Source organism: Bacillus cereus group sp. BfR-BA-01330, from assembly GCF_022663885.1.
GTDB classification, from domain to species: domain Bacteria; phylum Bacillota; class Bacilli; order Bacillales; family Bacillaceae_G; genus Bacillus_A; species Bacillus_A cereus.
This window is the reverse complement of the sequence record NZ_JAKUGK010000001.1, coordinates 94,150-108,682: the sequence shown is the minus strand read 5'-3', so window position 1 is coordinate 108,682 and position 14,533 is coordinate 94,150. Positions and strand designations below refer to the sequence as shown.

The following is a 14,533-nucleotide window of genomic DNA, read 5'->3' as shown; positions in this document are numbered from 1 at the left end:
AAGCGCTTTTATCATTTTTTATTTTCTGGTTTATTCGCAGGCTTTACCTCTTCTTTTACAGGTACTTGTAGTTTAGCTAGTACTGCATTTTGCTTTTCTAGCAATTCTAAAATTTGATCTACTTTTGTTTCAAGCGTACGAATATCTTGTTTTACTTTCGTTACATCACGCTTTAATGTAGGAGCTTGCCCTAAAGAATCTACTTTCTCCTCTAGAAACTCCTCAATGTTATCTACTTTATTTTCTAAGTTAATAACAAGCGTAGCCACTCTTGCGATATCCTCTTTCGTCGGCACATTTACTTGTTCTAAATAGTTTTTTGTCGTATCATTTAATGCTTTTTGATAAAACAAATTCAAATCTAGAACGCTGCCCATCCAAGCAGAATATTCTTCTGTTTTAATTGTTTCATTGAGCGCTTTTCCCCAAAATGTTTCGGTTTGTTCATAAGCATTTTTCCATGCTTGTAGTGGATCGAATTTTTGATCAATCACTTTACCTACACTCCCTTTTTCGTTTTTGAAACAATTCAACCTATTCACTATTTTCTAATATTCTGAATAAAACTTCAAGTCTATATTTTATTTTTTCTATTTTCTAACAAATGTGTTGACTTTAAAAACAGATAGGTGTAAATTGCACTTATAAGCAAAAAATTCCATCTAACTGATTCATGAGGTGATGCACAATCATGCTACAAAATGAACCAGAACAACGCGAAAGTTTGGAGAGCAACCAAGCGAAACAACCAAACTCCATGCCAAAAAACTTCTTAGTTCCCTTCTTACTTCTCTGTCTAAAAGACTGGAGTCTTCATGGTTACAAACTTATTCAAATGCTAATGGATATCGGCTTTTCTTCTGTTGACCAAGGTAATGTTTATAGAACACTACGCAAATTAGAAAAAGAAAACCTTATTTCTTCTACTTGGGATACAAGCGATGGAGGGCCGGCAAAAAGAATTTATTCTTTAACTGAATATGGAGAGCAATATTTAACAACATGTGCGACTTCTTTTGAACATTATCAAAATATGTTGCGAACGTTTTTCACGTTATACACCAATGCATTCTTTCCATTTTCTACTTCTCCAGAAAAGGATGAAAAGGATTCTTCATCTTCACCTGGTGGTACAGCAGAGTAATCTGCGTTCACAATATGCAAAAAAACATTTGGGGGTCAAACAATGGAAACTAAACCATACGAATTAGTCGATGCATTTTGGAAAAACTGGTCTCAATCACTTTCCCTTTTCTCTTCAGCTGGGAAGCAATTAGAGCAACTTACTTTAGAAACATTAAAACAACAACAAGACGCTTTGCATAAATTAACATCAGGAGTAGATGAACTAGAAAAAGAACTACAACAACTCACTGCTCAGTTCAATAACCAATATACAGATTACGTGAAACAATTAACTGGAAACTCCTTAAATGATCAAATTAACGAGTGGCAGGACAAATGGAAGGAACTTTCTGCTCATATGCATCAGCTTACTGTTTCTCCTACAAAAACATCATTGTCAATTCTTACCCAAACAAGCGGCCAATTTGAAGAAACAACAAAACAATTTATTGAGCAACAACAATTACAACGTGAAGAGGCTCAAAAACAGTTAGAGGGTTTTTTGGAAGAGTTCAAGTCAAAACAGTTGGAACTCGCAAAAAAGTTCGAGGAAAACTCAAAAAATCTATTTACTTCCATCAAGTAAGAAAAATGTGGGAGCTAACCGCAGCACAAACAAAACTCTTTCTTCCTCCTACTACATCAAGATGGCTAACATTTTTCGATATGGAAAAGAAGGAGGACAAAATGAATCCATTTCAAGAAGCACAAACTGTTCCGGAGCTTCGCTATGATGAGATTCAAGTCGGTGATCAAGCATCCCTTACAAAAACAATTACAGATGAAGATGTTATCAATTTTGCAAAATTGACTGGGGATGTGAATCCTATTCACATTTTAGATTCTTTTGCAAAAACGACAATGTTTAAAGAACGTATTGCTCACGGTATGCTCGTTTCGAGTTTTATTTCTACCATCCTTGGAACGAAACTCCCAGGCAAAAATACGATTTATTTATCCCAAAATGTTTCATTCCGTGCCCCTGTCAAAATCGGTGATACACTTCGCGTTGTGGCAGAGGTTATTAAGAAGCGTGATGATAAAAAAATCATTACGCTGCAAACAAACATATATAATCAATCAGATGATATTGTCGTGGAAGGAACAGCGACAATACTAAAAAAAGAGTAGCAAATTTGCTACTCTTTTTTCTATCCAAGAACTTCTAATCGCACCGATTACTTCCGCGTATGAGTACGTCGTTTCCACATAAAATAACGTTACCAGTTTAGATAAGAACTTAGCTGAACTGGACTACTCATAAGGATGTGTATCAACATGGTAAAAACAAACAAATTATTAGTTCCAGGTGCAGAACAAGCACTTGAACAATTTAAATATGAAATTGCACAAGAATTTGGTGTAAGCTTAGGATCTAATACAGCATCTCGTTCTAACGGTTCAGTTGGCGGTGAAGTAACAAAACGTCTTGTTGCTTTAGCTCAACAACAATTACGTGGATAATAATATAACATATGGCTTAGAGGCAGATATTCTCTGCCTCTTTCTATTTTCAACATACATAATGGTGCTTTTTCACATACTAATCAAAACGAAAGGAGCGATCTGTAAAATGAAACGGATTAATATTAGCATGAGCCCTCCCCGCGTTCTTACTTTGTCTTTTCTTGTATTATCAGTTGTCGGCACATGTTTATTAAAACTGCCCATTGCTACGACAACTTCCATTTCATGGCTCGATGCCTTATTTACAACCGTTTCCGCTTGTACTGTTACTGGGCTTGGTGTTGTAGATACTGGAAAAGTATTTACTTTGTTTGGACAATGTGTCATTTTAACGCTTATACAAGTTGGCGGGCTTGGCATTATGAGCTTTGCTGTCTTAATTGCGATTATGCTCGGAAGAAAAATCGGTCTTCAAAATCGAATTTTACTGCAACAAGCATTAAATCAAACGAATATCGGCGGCATCATCCGTCTTGCCAAAGCATTATTTTTATTCTCTTTTACAGTCGAATGTATCGCTACTATAATTCTTTCTTTTGAATGGGTACCAAAATATGGGGTTATGAAAGGGATCTATTATAGTTTTTTCCATTCAATCTCAGCCTTTAACAATGCTGGCTTTTCTGTGTGGAGCGATAATTTAATGTCCCATTCTCATAGCATTCTTGTCAATCTCGTCATTTCCTCTCTCATCATCTTAGGTGGAATTGGTTTTACAGTAATCGTAGACATAAAAAGAAAGAAAAACTTTAAAAACCTTACACTACATTCAAAACTTATGCTCTCTTCTACTCTAATCGTCAACATTATTGCTACCCTTTTTATTTTTATATTCGAGTTCCATAACTCCCTTTCTATGAGAGGTTTTACCCCATTTGAAGAAGGATTGGCCTCTTATTTTCAAGCAATTTCAACGCGAACTGCCGGGTTTAATACTGTTGATATTTCTACATTGTCAAAACCTTCTCTCCTATTAATGATGCTCCTTATGTTTATTGGTGCTGGTAGCGCTTCAACTGGTGGTGGGATTAAGTTAACAACATTTTTAATCATATTTTTTGGCGTATTTAAATTTTTACAAGAACAAGAGGATATTGTCGTATTTAAAAAATCCATTAAAGATACTCTCATTGTCAAATCATTAACCATTACTATTATTTCCATTTCATTTATCTTTTTTGCTATTTTAATTTTGAGTATTACTGAGCGAGTTCCTCTATTGATGAGTGCTTTCGAAGTATTTTCAGCATTTGGGACTGTTGGCCTCAGTATGAATTTAACACCCCACTTAACTATAATCGGAAAAGCTATTATTATCTTTATGATGTTTTTCGGGAAAATGGGTCCTTTAACATTGGCTTTTTCATTTGCTCGTAAAAAGAACCTGAAAATAAAATATCCGAATGAAGATATTTTAACAGGTTGACAACCGTATAAATTATCCATATAATGAGAATACAATAACATATCTCCAAAGGGGAGTAGCGTCCAAGAATATTTCTTGGAAACAAAGTCGTCATTACGTAGAACTTAGTTCTTCCGGCTTTGTTGGCATTTTTTATTACATATGTCTAGCAAGACCTTTGCCTATTAACGGCAGAGGTCTTTTTTTGTATTCACTTCCAGATTTTTCCAAAGTTAATAGGCAGGAGTATGGGGAAACTAAATAGTGGGGAAATTCTTCACTTATTTAGAACTTATAGAAATGAGAGGAGAATGTACATGGATGTATCATTATTATTGGAGTATGGTTGGGTATTACTCATCCTAATTGCACTTGAAGGGATTTTAGCGGCTGATAACGCTCTTGTTCTTGCAATTATGGTAAAACATTTACCAGAAGAAAAACGAAAGAAAGCACTATTTTATGGATTAGCGGGGGCATTTGTTTTCCGATTTGGATCGTTATTTATGATTTCGTTCTTAGTCGATGTATGGCAAGTGCAAGCAATCGGTGCCATCTACCTTATGTTTATCGCTGGTAATCACTTATTTAAAACATATGTTAAAAAGAATACAGATGAAGAAACAGAAGAAAAAGAAGCAAAGAAAAAACAAGAGAACTTTTGGTGGACTGTATTTAAAGTTGAGGTTGCTGATATCGCCTTCGCAGTTGATTCAATTTTAGCTGCTGTTGCACTAGCAATGACTTTACCAAAAACAGGATTAGGTACAATTGGTAGTCTTGATACTGGGCAATTCGCTGTTATCTTTGTAGGTGGACTTATCGGATTAATCATTATGCGATTTGCAGCAACTGCTTTCGTACAAATCTTAAAACGTAAACCAGGACTTGAAACCGCAGCATTCTTAATTGTAGGTTGGGTTGGTGTGAAGCTAGCAGTTTATACATTAGCACACCCTGCATTAAATGTAATTCCACATTCATTCCCAGAATCCACTCCGTGGAAGCTTACATTCTGGATTGTATTAGTCGGAATCGCAGTTGGTGGTTGGTTCTTCTCAAAAGAAGTAGAAGTAAAAGTAGAAAAGAATTTAGACGAAAAAGCGCTGTAATTACAGCGCTTTTTCTTTTTTCTTTCTTCCTCTCAATGTCCAGAAAAAATTACATTATACTACCTTTTGTAAACGTTTTCTTAATGTATGTATGTCCTTTTTGTGAAACATTGCACAAACTTATTGAAAGTGAGAACAATTCCATGTACTTTATTCATATAAGGAGTATTTATAGAAGATTTACTAAAGGAGCGTATTACTCATGCTAGAACAAGGACTAGATTATGTTGTCAAACTGGCTAAAAGCAAAAAGAAAATACTAGATACAAACCCAATGCAATATTTCATTCGTGCTGCACTTGCGGGTATTTATATCGGTTTTATTATTGTACTATGTTTTAAATTAGGTAACTTTTTTCACATTGCAGATTCACCAGCAACTTATTTAGCTGCTTCTATGTTTTTCGGGATTGCTCTCGTACTTATTATATATGGCGGTGCTGAATTGTTTACTGGGAACACAATGTACTTTACTGTAGCAACTTTAAGAAAAGAAACAACGATTTCTGATACACTACGTAACTGGGTTGCTTGTTATGCAGGTAACTTAGCCGGCGCGTTATTCTTTGCCTTACTATTTTACGCAACTGGAATTTTTGAAGCAATTGATCACGGTCACTTAATGAATAAAGTCGTTGAAGGAAAGATGAACACACCTACAATGCAGTTATTCTTTAAAGCCATTTTATGTAACTGGCTCGTATGTCTTGCTTGTTTCTTACCTTCTCAGGTTAAAGGTGACACAGCAAAAATAATAGTCATGATGCTACTTGTTTTCACATTCTTCTTATCTGGTTACGAACATAGTATTGCAAACTTATCACTCTTTGCTTTATCTTTAGTTTCACCGCATCCTGAGACAATTTCTTTTTCAGGTGCTATTCATAACTTAATTCCTGTTACAATCGGTAACATTATTGGCGGATCAGTATTTGTCGGTATGGTATACCACTACTTAACAAAGAAAACACCTGAAGTTCAACAGGAAGAAACTGAAATCGCAGTAGCTCAACAAGAAGAGATTATTCCTTTACAAGCACATATGAAACACTAAAAACTCCAAAGTTTTACTTTGGAGTTTTTAGCTTCCCACGTATTTAACAACAAGGTGAGGATTAATTTCTCCTTCTTCCTTTCCCTTATCCATTCTCTGTTTCATCTTGTGCATACCGATGACATCATTCGTATGAAGGTGAATTTCATTTACATATAATCCCTCTGTACAAAAAGCTTCTACAAAATCTAGTCCATTTTTTGCTCCCCAGCCCATATTATAATCAAGGGAAAGAATATTCACATCATAATCCCGAACCATTTGCAAGGCACATTCTACTGTAGTTGCGGACACATACCCGAACGGGCAACTTCTTTGATCATCCATATATACGTTCATTTTCGATTCCCTCTCTAATTTGAATAAACAGCTAATACATAGCACATTGCCCCAAGACTAATAAAAGGACCAAATGGAATTGGCTTTCGTACTTCTATACGTTTTAATCCGATACCAATCCCGAAAAAACAAAGACTAAAACAAGATGCTAAAAATAAAACGATAAAAACTCCCTTCACTCCTACTATAAAACCAAGTAACGAAAGTAGTTTTATATCTCCTCCGCCAAGCCCTTCTGGATATATCTTTTGCATGCAATATAACAAAAGGAATATAACACCACTGCCAACTATACTATCTGTCCAAGTAACTAATTGTACAAAAACACTTTCGAGAATGAGTAAAACCGCAAACGAAATTAAAATACAATCAGGAATTAACATATATAAGTAATCTGTAACTGAAATAATAAGAAGTAGCGAAAAAAGGGATAAAATGATAATAAGTTCTCGTTCTATTCCAATCATATACACGGTAAGAAGAAATATACTTCCTGTTATACATTCAAATGCTACATATATAATTGGAATTTTCCTCTTACAATTCGTACAACAGCCTCTTTGTATATAAAATGAAATGATGGGGATTAGTTCTTTTGGCCTTAGCACATATTTGCAATAATAACAATGTGAACGCGGGGTAATAATAGACGCACCTAATGGAACCCTCACCGCAACTAACATAAAAAAAGAACCAAACACCATCCCTGCTAACAGTGCATATAAATAAGTGAACATCCCTTCCTCTCCTTTCCCAAAAAACATAGCAAAAAAAGGAGAGAACTTCTACTTCATATTATCCTTTATTCTACTAAAAAAGCAGGCCATTTTCCGGCCTGCTTTCCCCTCTTTTATACGATGAAATATACTGCTTTTAATGGTCCATGTACTCCGACAACAAGATTCATCTCAATGTCAGCCGAGTTACTTGGCCCTGTAATAAAGTTAATACAAGATGCCGCTGTCTCCCCATTTTCTACGCGTGAGTTCATATCCTGAACTGCTTGTGTAATACGAGGCACAAGTGTTTCACGTGGAATAATAGCAAAATATACAGTCGGTAAAAAGTGTAAAGAACGTCCCTGCCCTTTATGACTTTGTACAACAATTGTACCAGATTCGGCTAATGTATAATCACTAAATGCAATACCAATATTCGCTTTTTCAGCTAAACGCATATTTTCGTCTTTTCTCTCTGGATCCCATACGTTTACTTCAACGTCTCGCTTTGGAAGTTCTTCTTTAAATAAAGATGTTAAACCATATGCATCAAAACGATCATCTGCTGATAATAAAATAGGTCCCCCGCCGTTTTCCATGATTACTTTTTGAAGGTCTTCACCTAAACGGTCATTTGTCGTTTCTACTACAGTTGTATGAATGTTTGTACATTGCTTTTTAAACACTTCTAGTAATTCTTCTTGTGAATAATCTTTTAACGTTTCTATATTCACATTACTTTTCCATACTGGACGCTCTACACCTTCTGTTTTACGTGCGCGCCCAAGTTCTTTTGCAATGTTATCTAGAAAGGCATCACGGTTTTGAATTAATCCTGTCATTATTTATCCCCGCCTTTCTTATGATCTTTATACCAATCACGGAATCGTTCTTTACTTGGAGCTGGGAATTCACGAATATCCGTCCAGTTTTTAAGTGGTCCAACACCTTTTGATACACGATTACCAGATGTAAATGGACTCATTGCCGCTGGTGCCATTTTTGAACCCATTTTATATAAAGCAGCTGAAGAAGCACCCATACTAAACATTTTCATCGCTAGTTTTTCTGCAAGTGGTGCACGACCTTCTTGCTCAACGATGACTTGACGATGTTTTAATAATAAATCATGCAATGGAATTTTTACCGGACAAGCTTCTGTACATGCTCCGCATAAACTAGATGCATAAGGAAGCTCTTTGTAATCATCATATCCACCTAGAAGCGGTGTTAATACCGCACCGATTGGTCCTGAGTAAATCGATCCATATGAATGTCCACCAACGTGACGATATACGGGACATACGTTAACACAAGCAGCGCAACGAATACATTGTAATACGGAACGGAATTCAGATCCAAGAATTTGAGAGCGACCATTATCAACAACCACTAAATGGAATTCTTCAGGTCCATCAACTTCCTCTTCTTGAATTGGTCCTGCTACTGTTACATAACTTGTTAATTTTTGACCTACTGCACTACGACATAGTAAACCAACTAAAACATCTAATTCTTCCATTGTCGGAACCATACGTTCCATACCCATTACCGCAATTTGTGTTTTAGGAATTGACATAACAAGATCTGCATTACCTTCATTCGTTACTAAACAAAGAGATCCAGTATTTGCAACAGCAAAGTTACAACCAGTTACACCAATTTCTGCATCCATAAATTTCTCACGAAGTTGTTTACGAACAAACTTTGTCATTTCATATGGGTCATCAGAATTTTCATAGCCTAGCTTTTCTTTAAATACATCGCGAATTTGCGTTCTATTTTTATGAAGTGCAGGTGCAATAATATGTGAAGGTGGATCGTTATCTACTTGCAAAATATACTCTCCTAAGTCACTCTCTAACACTTCACAGCCAATCTCTTCAAGCGCATGGTTCATACTAATTTCTTCTGTTACCATCGACTTTGATTTTACTACTTTTTTCGCTTGTTTCTTTTTAGCAACGTCTTGAATATACTTTGCAGCTTCCTCTTTCGTCTTCGCAAAGTACACGTGTCCGCCTCTTTTTGATACATTTTCACTTAACTGCATTAAGTAATAATCCAGATTTTCTAACGTATGTTGACGAATTTGTTCACCTAGTTCACGCCACTCTTCCCAGTTTCCTAATTCATCTGCAGCTTTTAAGCGATTCGTATATAAACGCGTTTGTGCAGAAGATACTGCTCCGCGCATAAACGAATCTTGAATTCCATCACCAACGCGATCATTAAATTTTTTCTCACTGATTTTCATAGACATAGCTTATGTTCCCCCTTCATGAGCGACTATTCAGTACCTCAGCAATATGCATTACTTTTACTTCTTTTCCTAAACGCTCAATACGTCCGCCAATGTTTAACAAACACCCACAATCTGCACCGATTAAATAATCTGCACCTGTTTCCATGACACTATCTACTTTTTCGTCTACCATTTGCTCAGAAATTGGAGTCATCTTAACTGAAAACGTTCCCCCAAACCCGCAACAATTTTGCACGTTTGGCAAATCTCTCACAGTTAATCCTTTTACATTTGATAATAAAATTCCTGGTGCTTCTTTTACTCCAAGCATACGCGTCATATGACATGATTTATGAATAGTAGCTATCCCTGGTAAACTTGCACCAACATCTGTAACTTTTAAAACATCTACAATAAACTGTGTAAATTCATAAGTTTTATCAGCAACTTTTTGTGCACGTTTAGCCCACTTTGGATCATCTTTGAAAACATGCGGATACTCATGAAACATTGTCGCACAAGAACCAGATGGCGTAACAATATATTCTGCATCTTCGAAAGTTTCAATCATATGTTTCATCGCTTCTTTTGCTGCTTCTACATGGCCGCTATTATAAGCAGGCTGACCACAACAAACTTGCGCTTCTGGAAATTCAATTTCACAACCTAAACGCTCCAACACTTCAACTGTTGCTTTGCCGACATTTGTTTCAAACATATCGACTAAACAAGTAACAAATAAAGTAACTTTCATAACTATTACTCCCCCTTTTTACAACTTCACCAACAAACATATGGTCATCAGATGACTCAGTAGAGAAGAAATAGGCTCAACCATGGCCTATCCTCTCCCTCTTCTAAAGAAAACGCTTACTTAATCTTTCTCTATTTTATCAGAAAATTAAATTTTTAAAAGATTAAATTACGAATTTATATCGTTTTTACCTGTGACAATATGTTCTACATTTGTTAAATGATCTAGCATTGCTTGCTGCGCTAATTCTACATCTTGTTTTAACACCGCATCATATATAACTTGATGCTCTTCTATAAGTCGTTCTGATGTCGTTTGTTCACCATATAAAATAATGCGTCTTGATTCACCAATTGTTTCAGCAATCATCTCTGAAACATGATTCATGAGTTCAAGCAAAATGTTATTATGCGAAGACTCTGCAATTCCCATATGAAATTGAAAATCGGCTTTTTCGCCAGCCTTTTCATCTCCAATGCTCTTTGCCATTTCATCTAACCAATGTTTCATATTTTGTAAATTATCTTCCGTACGTTTTGCCGCCGCTACTCGAACTGCCCCCACTTCAAGCACCTTTCGTACTTCTAATAAATTCAAAATATCTTCTTTCTTCATTAATAATCTATTGTTTAATGATTTCGTTAATGAAGAAGAATCGAAGTTCTTCACATATGTACCTTCTCCTTGTTTCATCTCAATTAAGCCCATCGCTCTTAGCGCACTTAGCGCTTCACGAACAGCAGATCTGCCAACTTGAAACTGCTCAGCTAATTGATGCACAGGGAGTAGTTTGTCACCAGGTTTTAACGTACCATTTTTAATCATTGTTAAAATAGCTTCAGATACTTCTTCGTAAATTTTTTTCGGTTTAATAGATTTGTACTCCAGTTAAATCACCTCAGTATCTTCCAAACAACAATTGAAACGATTTATAAGAACTTTGCATCATAACTATTTTAGACCGAATTGATAAGAAGTACAAATGTTTTGTTCATAAAATAGTCAAATTTTCGATATTTATTACATATTAATTTATATTTTACGTGTAAAGTGAAACTTTAATCAGTGGGGGTTTTGTTCATCGCCCACTGATTATTAGCCCTCACGAATCGGACTTTTACGGGCAGCAGGGCCTCCACCTAACTTCTTTGCTTCCGTTGAATTTTGAGGTGAGGGTCTTACTGCCCGGCGAATAGCGGGATAAATATTTTCTTCAATATAAAGAACATGTCCTAAAAATTAGAACATGCTCCCCTCATCCTGTACATTCAGTTTAATAATAACCGTTGTTCCCTTATCTTTTTCACTTTCAATTTTCCACTGTCCACCATGTATATGAACAATTTGTTTCACAATAGCAAGGCCTAAACCTGTTCCACCGTGTTGACGACTTCTCGCTTTATCAACTCGGTAAAAGCGTTCTCCAAGATTCTCCAAATGTTCTATATCAATACCAATTCCTGTATCTTTTATTTTTAATTCACAGTAATCATCGATTTGCTCTAAAGTTATAACGATATTTCCTTTTTGATTTGTATACCGTATCGCATTATCTAACACATTATGAAGCACTTGTTGCATACGATCTTCATCAATCATGACAATGACCTCTGGATTTAAATTAGTTGAAATATGAATTTCCTTTTCTATAAACTTAATCTCATACGTATCTAATACGTCTTCAATCAGCTGTGAAAGAACGATAGGTTGCTTCTTTAACGGAAAGTGCTCACCTTCTAATTGTGCTAAGTCTAACAAGTCATGAACGAGACGCTGCATACGACCTGCTTCTTTATGAATTAGCTGCGTTACTTTTTCCTGCTGCGGTCCCTTTGCAACACCATCTAAAATAGCCTCGCTATACCCTTTTATATAACTAAGTGGTGTTCTAAGTTCATGCGAAACATTTGCTAAAAATTCCTTACGCTTTACATCTTCTGTTTCTAATGAATTTGCCATTTTATTAAATGCTTTTCCTAATCGTCCAATTTCATCCTCTGAAGAAACTGTAATCCGCTCCGAAAAATCTCCCGTAGCCAAATGATTTGCAACCCGCTCCATTTGCGAAAGTGGCTTCGTAATTGCAATTATAATTTTCCTTCCAACCCATATCGTAATTAAAATCATAGCAATTGCTAACGGTGCTAAAATAAGACCCATATCATAGATTAAATCTTTTATACTTTTTAAAGGAATATACGAATAGACAATTCCGACTAATTTTTTATTTTCCAATACAGGGATGACAACCCCCATAATATTACGGTCAAAATGTTCTTCATATCCTATTTTTGTCACAGTTTTCCCGTCTAATAGCGTTTGCCTATCTCCTTCACTTATAAGAGAATGATGATGCACATCAAAAGGCAAACATGCGCTTAAATCACGCGGATTAGACACGAAAATAACGTCTGAACTAGATATTTGATCAAACGATCTTACTTTCTCTTCAAAAGTTGATATTCCTTCACGCTTATCATATTGAGCAGCAAGACTTTTTCCTTCCATTACTAACGAAGCTTTTAAATTATCAACGTATAATTTTTCATACGAGTATAAAGATACGAAATAAAGAAAGGACACTGTTACACATACTGCACATACTACTGTAAGCCAAAGTTTTTGTACCATCGTAAACATACGTTACACCTCAAATTTATAGCCTACACCCCAAACAGTTTGAATGTAGTTTCCACTTTCTCCAAGCTTCAAGCGCATCGTTTTCACATGCGTATCTACCGTTCTTGTACTTCCGGCATAATCATATCCCCATACCTTTTCAAGTAATTGCTCCCGGCTAAATACTTGTCCTATATGTTGGCAAAGAAAATATAATAAATCAAACTCTTTTACAGTAAGAGAAATCGACTCACCATCCGCCTCTATTCGTCTACTTTTTTCATTGATAAGAATTGGTCCAAATTGAATCTCTTCTTGCTGTTCTTGCTTTGTATATCTTCTTAGCACAGCTTCCATACGGGCAACCAATTCACCAGGACTAAACGGTTTTACAATATAGTCATCTGCTCCCATACGTAAGCCGTTCACCCTATTCCACTCTTCACCTTTTGCCGTTAAAAATATAATCGGCACATCTGACGTTTTTCTAATTTCTTTACAAACTGAAAGTCCATCCATTTCTGGCATCATTATATCTAATACAACGAAATCATAATGATCCGTTTCTAGTTTTTTAAGAGCCTCTTTTCCATTCTCAGCTTCTCCCCACTCATATCCAAAGTTATCCAAATACATTCCAACAAGCTGTCTCATATCACTTTCATCATCTACAACTAGCACTCTATATTTATTCATTGTCCTTCCCTTCCCTCTCTATGAGTTGAAACGGTCCTTTTCCGACTTTAATTGTTTGTTTTATTTTCAAATTCTTCATATCTATAACGCACACTTCATCACTATCATAACTGGCTACATACCCTTCTGCTCCGCTCTCAAAAAATGCAAATGGATTCGACCCTACTTCTACAGAAGCTATTTCTTTATATGTTCTAATATCAAACTTTCTAAGTGTATTCGACCCATGACTGAGTGCATATACGTACTTACTATCCCTCGTTATATTCACAGGCATAAATGGAGCGTGTAAAGAACGCACCATTTCTCCACTCTGTAAAGAATACACTAACACTTTCTCATTTACTTGATTTCCATCACCATGTCCGCCAATCCATATTTCTTTCCCATCAGGACTAATCGTCGCTCCTGTTGATGCTGGCGGAATCATAAAGGATTGAATAACTTCTTTTTTCTTCGTATCAATTGTCGTTAGTTTCGTATCATAAAAGTTTAGTACAGATAACCGATTCTGATACTCTACCATCGTTATAGGCCCTTTTCCTGTTGAAACATTTCCTGTCTCTTTCCCATTTATCGTAAAGAACCTTACCTTTTGAACATTTTGATCAGCAGCAAATAATTGTTTTTTATCTGCTGATACGACCACATTTACAATGCCCTTTCCAGTTTTATATTTTCCCACTTGCCTTCCTTCCGCTAGTGAATATACATACATATATTCTAATTGCTTACCGTATACAAGTATTTCATCGCCATTTGGAAGCAGTGTGATTCCGGCCATTGGCTCATTTAGTTCCCATGTCGTAATTAACTTTTTATCTTTTTTATCAATAAAACTAATGCTGCCTTCTTTTATATTCGTAGTTATAATAACATTTTTATCTTTAGCAATTGGTGTATATGAACTTCCTTGACACCCTACTAGTAGAAATAAAAAACAGAGAAGAAAAACATACTTTCTCAAAAGATTCCCTCCATCTTCGGATGATTTCGTT

General features: G+C 35.8%; 17 protein-coding genes and 1 riboswitch. Of the genes, 7 read left to right on the top strand and 10 right to left on the bottom strand.

Annotation, left to right across the window (positions count from 1 at the left end):
- Positions 1 to 11 precede the first annotated feature (11 nt).
- The gene (gene phaR, locus MR112_RS00575) at positions 12 to 494 is read right to left on the bottom strand and encodes a polyhydroxyalkanoic acid synthase subunit PhaR (protein WP_000566942.1); all 483 of its coding nucleotides are present in this window, start codon (positions 492 to 494) and stop codon (positions 12 to 14) included.
- A 197-nt stretch (positions 495 to 691) separates the two neighbouring features.
- On the opposite strand from phaR, the gene phaQ reads away from it, so the two are divergent.
- The 7 genes from phaQ (at position 692) to MR112_RS00540 (ending at position 6,163) form a co-directional block, all read left to right on the top strand.
- A complete protein-coding gene (gene phaQ / locus MR112_RS00570; protein WP_000939955.1) occupies positions 692 to 1,144 on the top strand; it encodes a poly-beta-hydroxybutyrate-responsive repressor in 453 nt (150 codons plus the stop codon).
- A gap of 42 nt (positions 1,145 to 1,186) precedes the next feature.
- Entirely contained in the window at positions 1,187 to 1,711 is a 525-nt protein-coding gene (gene phaP, locus MR112_RS00565) for a polyhydroxyalkanoic acid inclusion protein PhaP (protein ID WP_000448594.1), read from the top strand.
- Between the two features lie 101 nt (positions 1,712 to 1,812).
- A complete protein-coding gene (locus MR112_RS00560) occupies positions 1,813 to 2,256 on the top strand; it encodes a MaoC family dehydratase (protein WP_001067916.1) in 444 nt (147 codons plus the stop codon).
- A 147-nt stretch (positions 2,257 to 2,403) separates the two neighbouring features.
- Entirely contained in the window at positions 2,404 to 2,589 is a 186-nt protein-coding gene (locus MR112_RS00555; RefSeq protein WP_000241212.1) for an alpha/beta-type small acid-soluble spore protein, read from the top strand.
- A gap of 109 nt (positions 2,590 to 2,698) precedes the next feature.
- Complete coding sequence (locus MR112_RS00550) at positions 2,699 to 4,018, top strand: TrkH family potassium uptake protein (RefSeq protein WP_000822360.1); 1,320 nt, start codon at positions 2,699 to 2,701, stop codon at positions 4,016 to 4,018.
- A gap of 38 nt (positions 4,019 to 4,056) precedes the next feature.
- A riboswitch (yybP-ykoY riboswitch) is annotated at positions 4,057 to 4,224 on the top strand.
- Positions 4,225 to 4,314: 90 nt separating this feature from the next.
- Positions 4,315 to 5,109 (top strand): TerC family protein, encoded by a 795-nt coding sequence (locus MR112_RS00545; protein ID WP_000383314.1) that lies wholly within the window; start codon positions 4,315 to 4,317, stop codon positions 5,107 to 5,109.
- Between the two features lie 202 nt (positions 5,110 to 5,311).
- Positions 5,312 to 6,163, top strand: coding sequence for a formate/nitrite transporter family protein (locus tag MR112_RS00540; protein WP_000893025.1), 852 nt, complete (start codon positions 5,312 to 5,314; stop codon positions 6,161 to 6,163).
- Positions 6,164 to 6,190: 27 nt separating this feature from the next.
- Here MR112_RS00540 and MR112_RS00535 read toward each other — a convergent pair whose 3' ends face one another.
- From MR112_RS00535 to MR112_RS00495, 9 genes are all read right to left on the bottom strand, one after another.
- Positions 6,191 to 6,502, bottom strand: coding sequence for a cyclic-phosphate processing receiver domain-containing protein (locus MR112_RS00535; RefSeq protein WP_001103770.1), 312 nt, complete (start codon positions 6,500 to 6,502; stop codon positions 6,191 to 6,193).
- 14 nt (positions 6,503 to 6,516) lie between these two features.
- Positions 6,517 to 7,239 carry a prepilin peptidase gene (locus tag MR112_RS00530; protein ID WP_000495726.1) on the bottom strand — a complete coding sequence of 241 codons (723 nt, stop codon included), beginning with the start codon at positions 7,237 to 7,239 and terminating at the stop codon, positions 6,517 to 6,519.
- Positions 7,240 to 7,352: 113 nt separating this feature from the next.
- Entirely contained in the window at positions 7,353 to 8,063 is a 711-nt protein-coding gene (locus MR112_RS00525; RefSeq protein ID WP_000147187.1) for a LutC/YkgG family protein, read from the bottom strand.
- Positions 8,063 to 9,484: a LutB/LldF family L-lactate oxidation iron-sulfur protein gene (locus MR112_RS00520; RefSeq protein ID WP_000061930.1), complete on the bottom strand. Its 1,422-nt coding sequence runs from the start codon at positions 9,482 to 9,484 to the stop codon at positions 8,063 to 8,065. The genes MR112_RS00525 and MR112_RS00520 overlap by 1 nt, the downstream gene beginning before the upstream one ends.
- A gap of 16 nt (positions 9,485 to 9,500) precedes the next feature.
- Complete coding sequence (locus tag MR112_RS00515) at positions 9,501 to 10,220, bottom strand: (Fe-S)-binding protein (RefSeq protein WP_000869148.1); 720 nt, start codon at positions 10,218 to 10,220, stop codon at positions 9,501 to 9,503.
- A gap of 168 nt (positions 10,221 to 10,388) precedes the next feature.
- Positions 10,389 to 11,078: a FadR/GntR family transcriptional regulator gene (locus tag MR112_RS00510; RefSeq protein ID WP_254904515.1), complete on the bottom strand. Its 690-nt coding sequence runs from the start codon at positions 11,076 to 11,078 to the stop codon at positions 10,389 to 10,391.
- Between the two features lie 381 nt (positions 11,079 to 11,459).
- The gene (locus tag MR112_RS00505; RefSeq protein WP_242244715.1) at positions 11,460 to 12,860 is read right to left on the bottom strand and encodes a sensor histidine kinase; all 1,401 of its coding nucleotides are present in this window, start codon (positions 12,858 to 12,860) and stop codon (positions 11,460 to 11,462) included.
- Positions 12,861 to 12,863: 3 nt separating this feature from the next.
- Complete coding sequence (locus tag MR112_RS00500) at positions 12,864 to 13,535, bottom strand: response regulator transcription factor (protein WP_242244714.1); 672 nt, start codon at positions 13,533 to 13,535, stop codon at positions 12,864 to 12,866.
- On the bottom strand, positions 13,528 to 14,502 hold the full coding sequence (locus MR112_RS00495; protein WP_001234152.1) for a YncE family protein: 975 nt from the start codon (positions 14,500 to 14,502) through the stop codon (positions 13,528 to 13,530). Before MR112_RS00495 ends, MR112_RS00500 begins: the two co-directional genes overlap by 8 nt.
- Between the last annotated feature and the right edge of the window lie 31 nt (positions 14,503 to 14,533).

What these genes read in the sequence shown, in the direction of transcription:
- MR112_RS00520 (WP_000061930.1), bottom strand. Translation starts at nt 9,484, where the DNA reads ATGTCTATGAAAATCAGTGAGAAAAAATTTAATGATCGCGTTGGTGAT.
- MR112_RS00530 (WP_000495726.1), bottom strand. Translation starts at nt 7,239, where the DNA reads ATGTTCACTTATTTATATGCACTGTTAGCAGGGATGGTGTTTGGTTCT.
- MR112_RS00515 (WP_000869148.1), bottom strand. Translation starts at nt 10,220, where the DNA reads ATGAAAGTTACTTTATTTGTTACTTGTTTAGTCGATATGTTTGAAACA.
- MR112_RS00560 (WP_001067916.1), top strand. Translation starts at nt 1,813, where the DNA reads ATGAATCCATTTCAAGAAGCACAAACTGTTCCGGAGCTTCGCTATGAT.
- MR112_RS00525 (WP_000147187.1), bottom strand. Translation starts at nt 8,063, where the DNA reads ATGACAGGATTAATTCAAAACCGTGATGCCTTTCTAGATAACATTGCA.
- MR112_RS00535 (WP_001103770.1), bottom strand. Translation starts at nt 6,502, where the DNA reads ATGAACGTATATATGGATGATCAAAGAAGTTGCCCGTTCGGGTATGTG.
- MR112_RS00550 (WP_000822360.1), top strand. Translation starts at nt 2,699, where the DNA reads ATGAAACGGATTAATATTAGCATGAGCCCTCCCCGCGTTCTTACTTTG.
- MR112_RS00500 (WP_242244714.1), bottom strand. Translation starts at nt 13,535, where the DNA reads ATGAATAAATATAGAGTGCTAGTTGTAGATGATGAAAGTGATATGAGA.
- phaP (WP_000448594.1), top strand. Translation starts at nt 1,187, where the DNA reads ATGGAAACTAAACCATACGAATTAGTCGATGCATTTTGGAAAAACTGG.
- MR112_RS00555 (WP_000241212.1), top strand. Translation starts at nt 2,404, where the DNA reads ATGGTAAAAACAAACAAATTATTAGTTCCAGGTGCAGAACAAGCACTT.
- MR112_RS00540 (WP_000893025.1), top strand. Translation starts at nt 5,312, where the DNA reads ATGCTAGAACAAGGACTAGATTATGTTGTCAAACTGGCTAAAAGCAAA.
- MR112_RS00505 (WP_242244715.1), bottom strand. Translation starts at nt 12,860, where the DNA reads ATGTTTACGATGGTACAAAAACTTTGGCTTACAGTAGTATGTGCAGTA.
- phaQ (WP_000939955.1), top strand. Translation starts at nt 692, where the DNA reads ATGCTACAAAATGAACCAGAACAACGCGAAAGTTTGGAGAGCAACCAA.
- MR112_RS00545 (WP_000383314.1), top strand. Translation starts at nt 4,315, where the DNA reads ATGGATGTATCATTATTATTGGAGTATGGTTGGGTATTACTCATCCTA.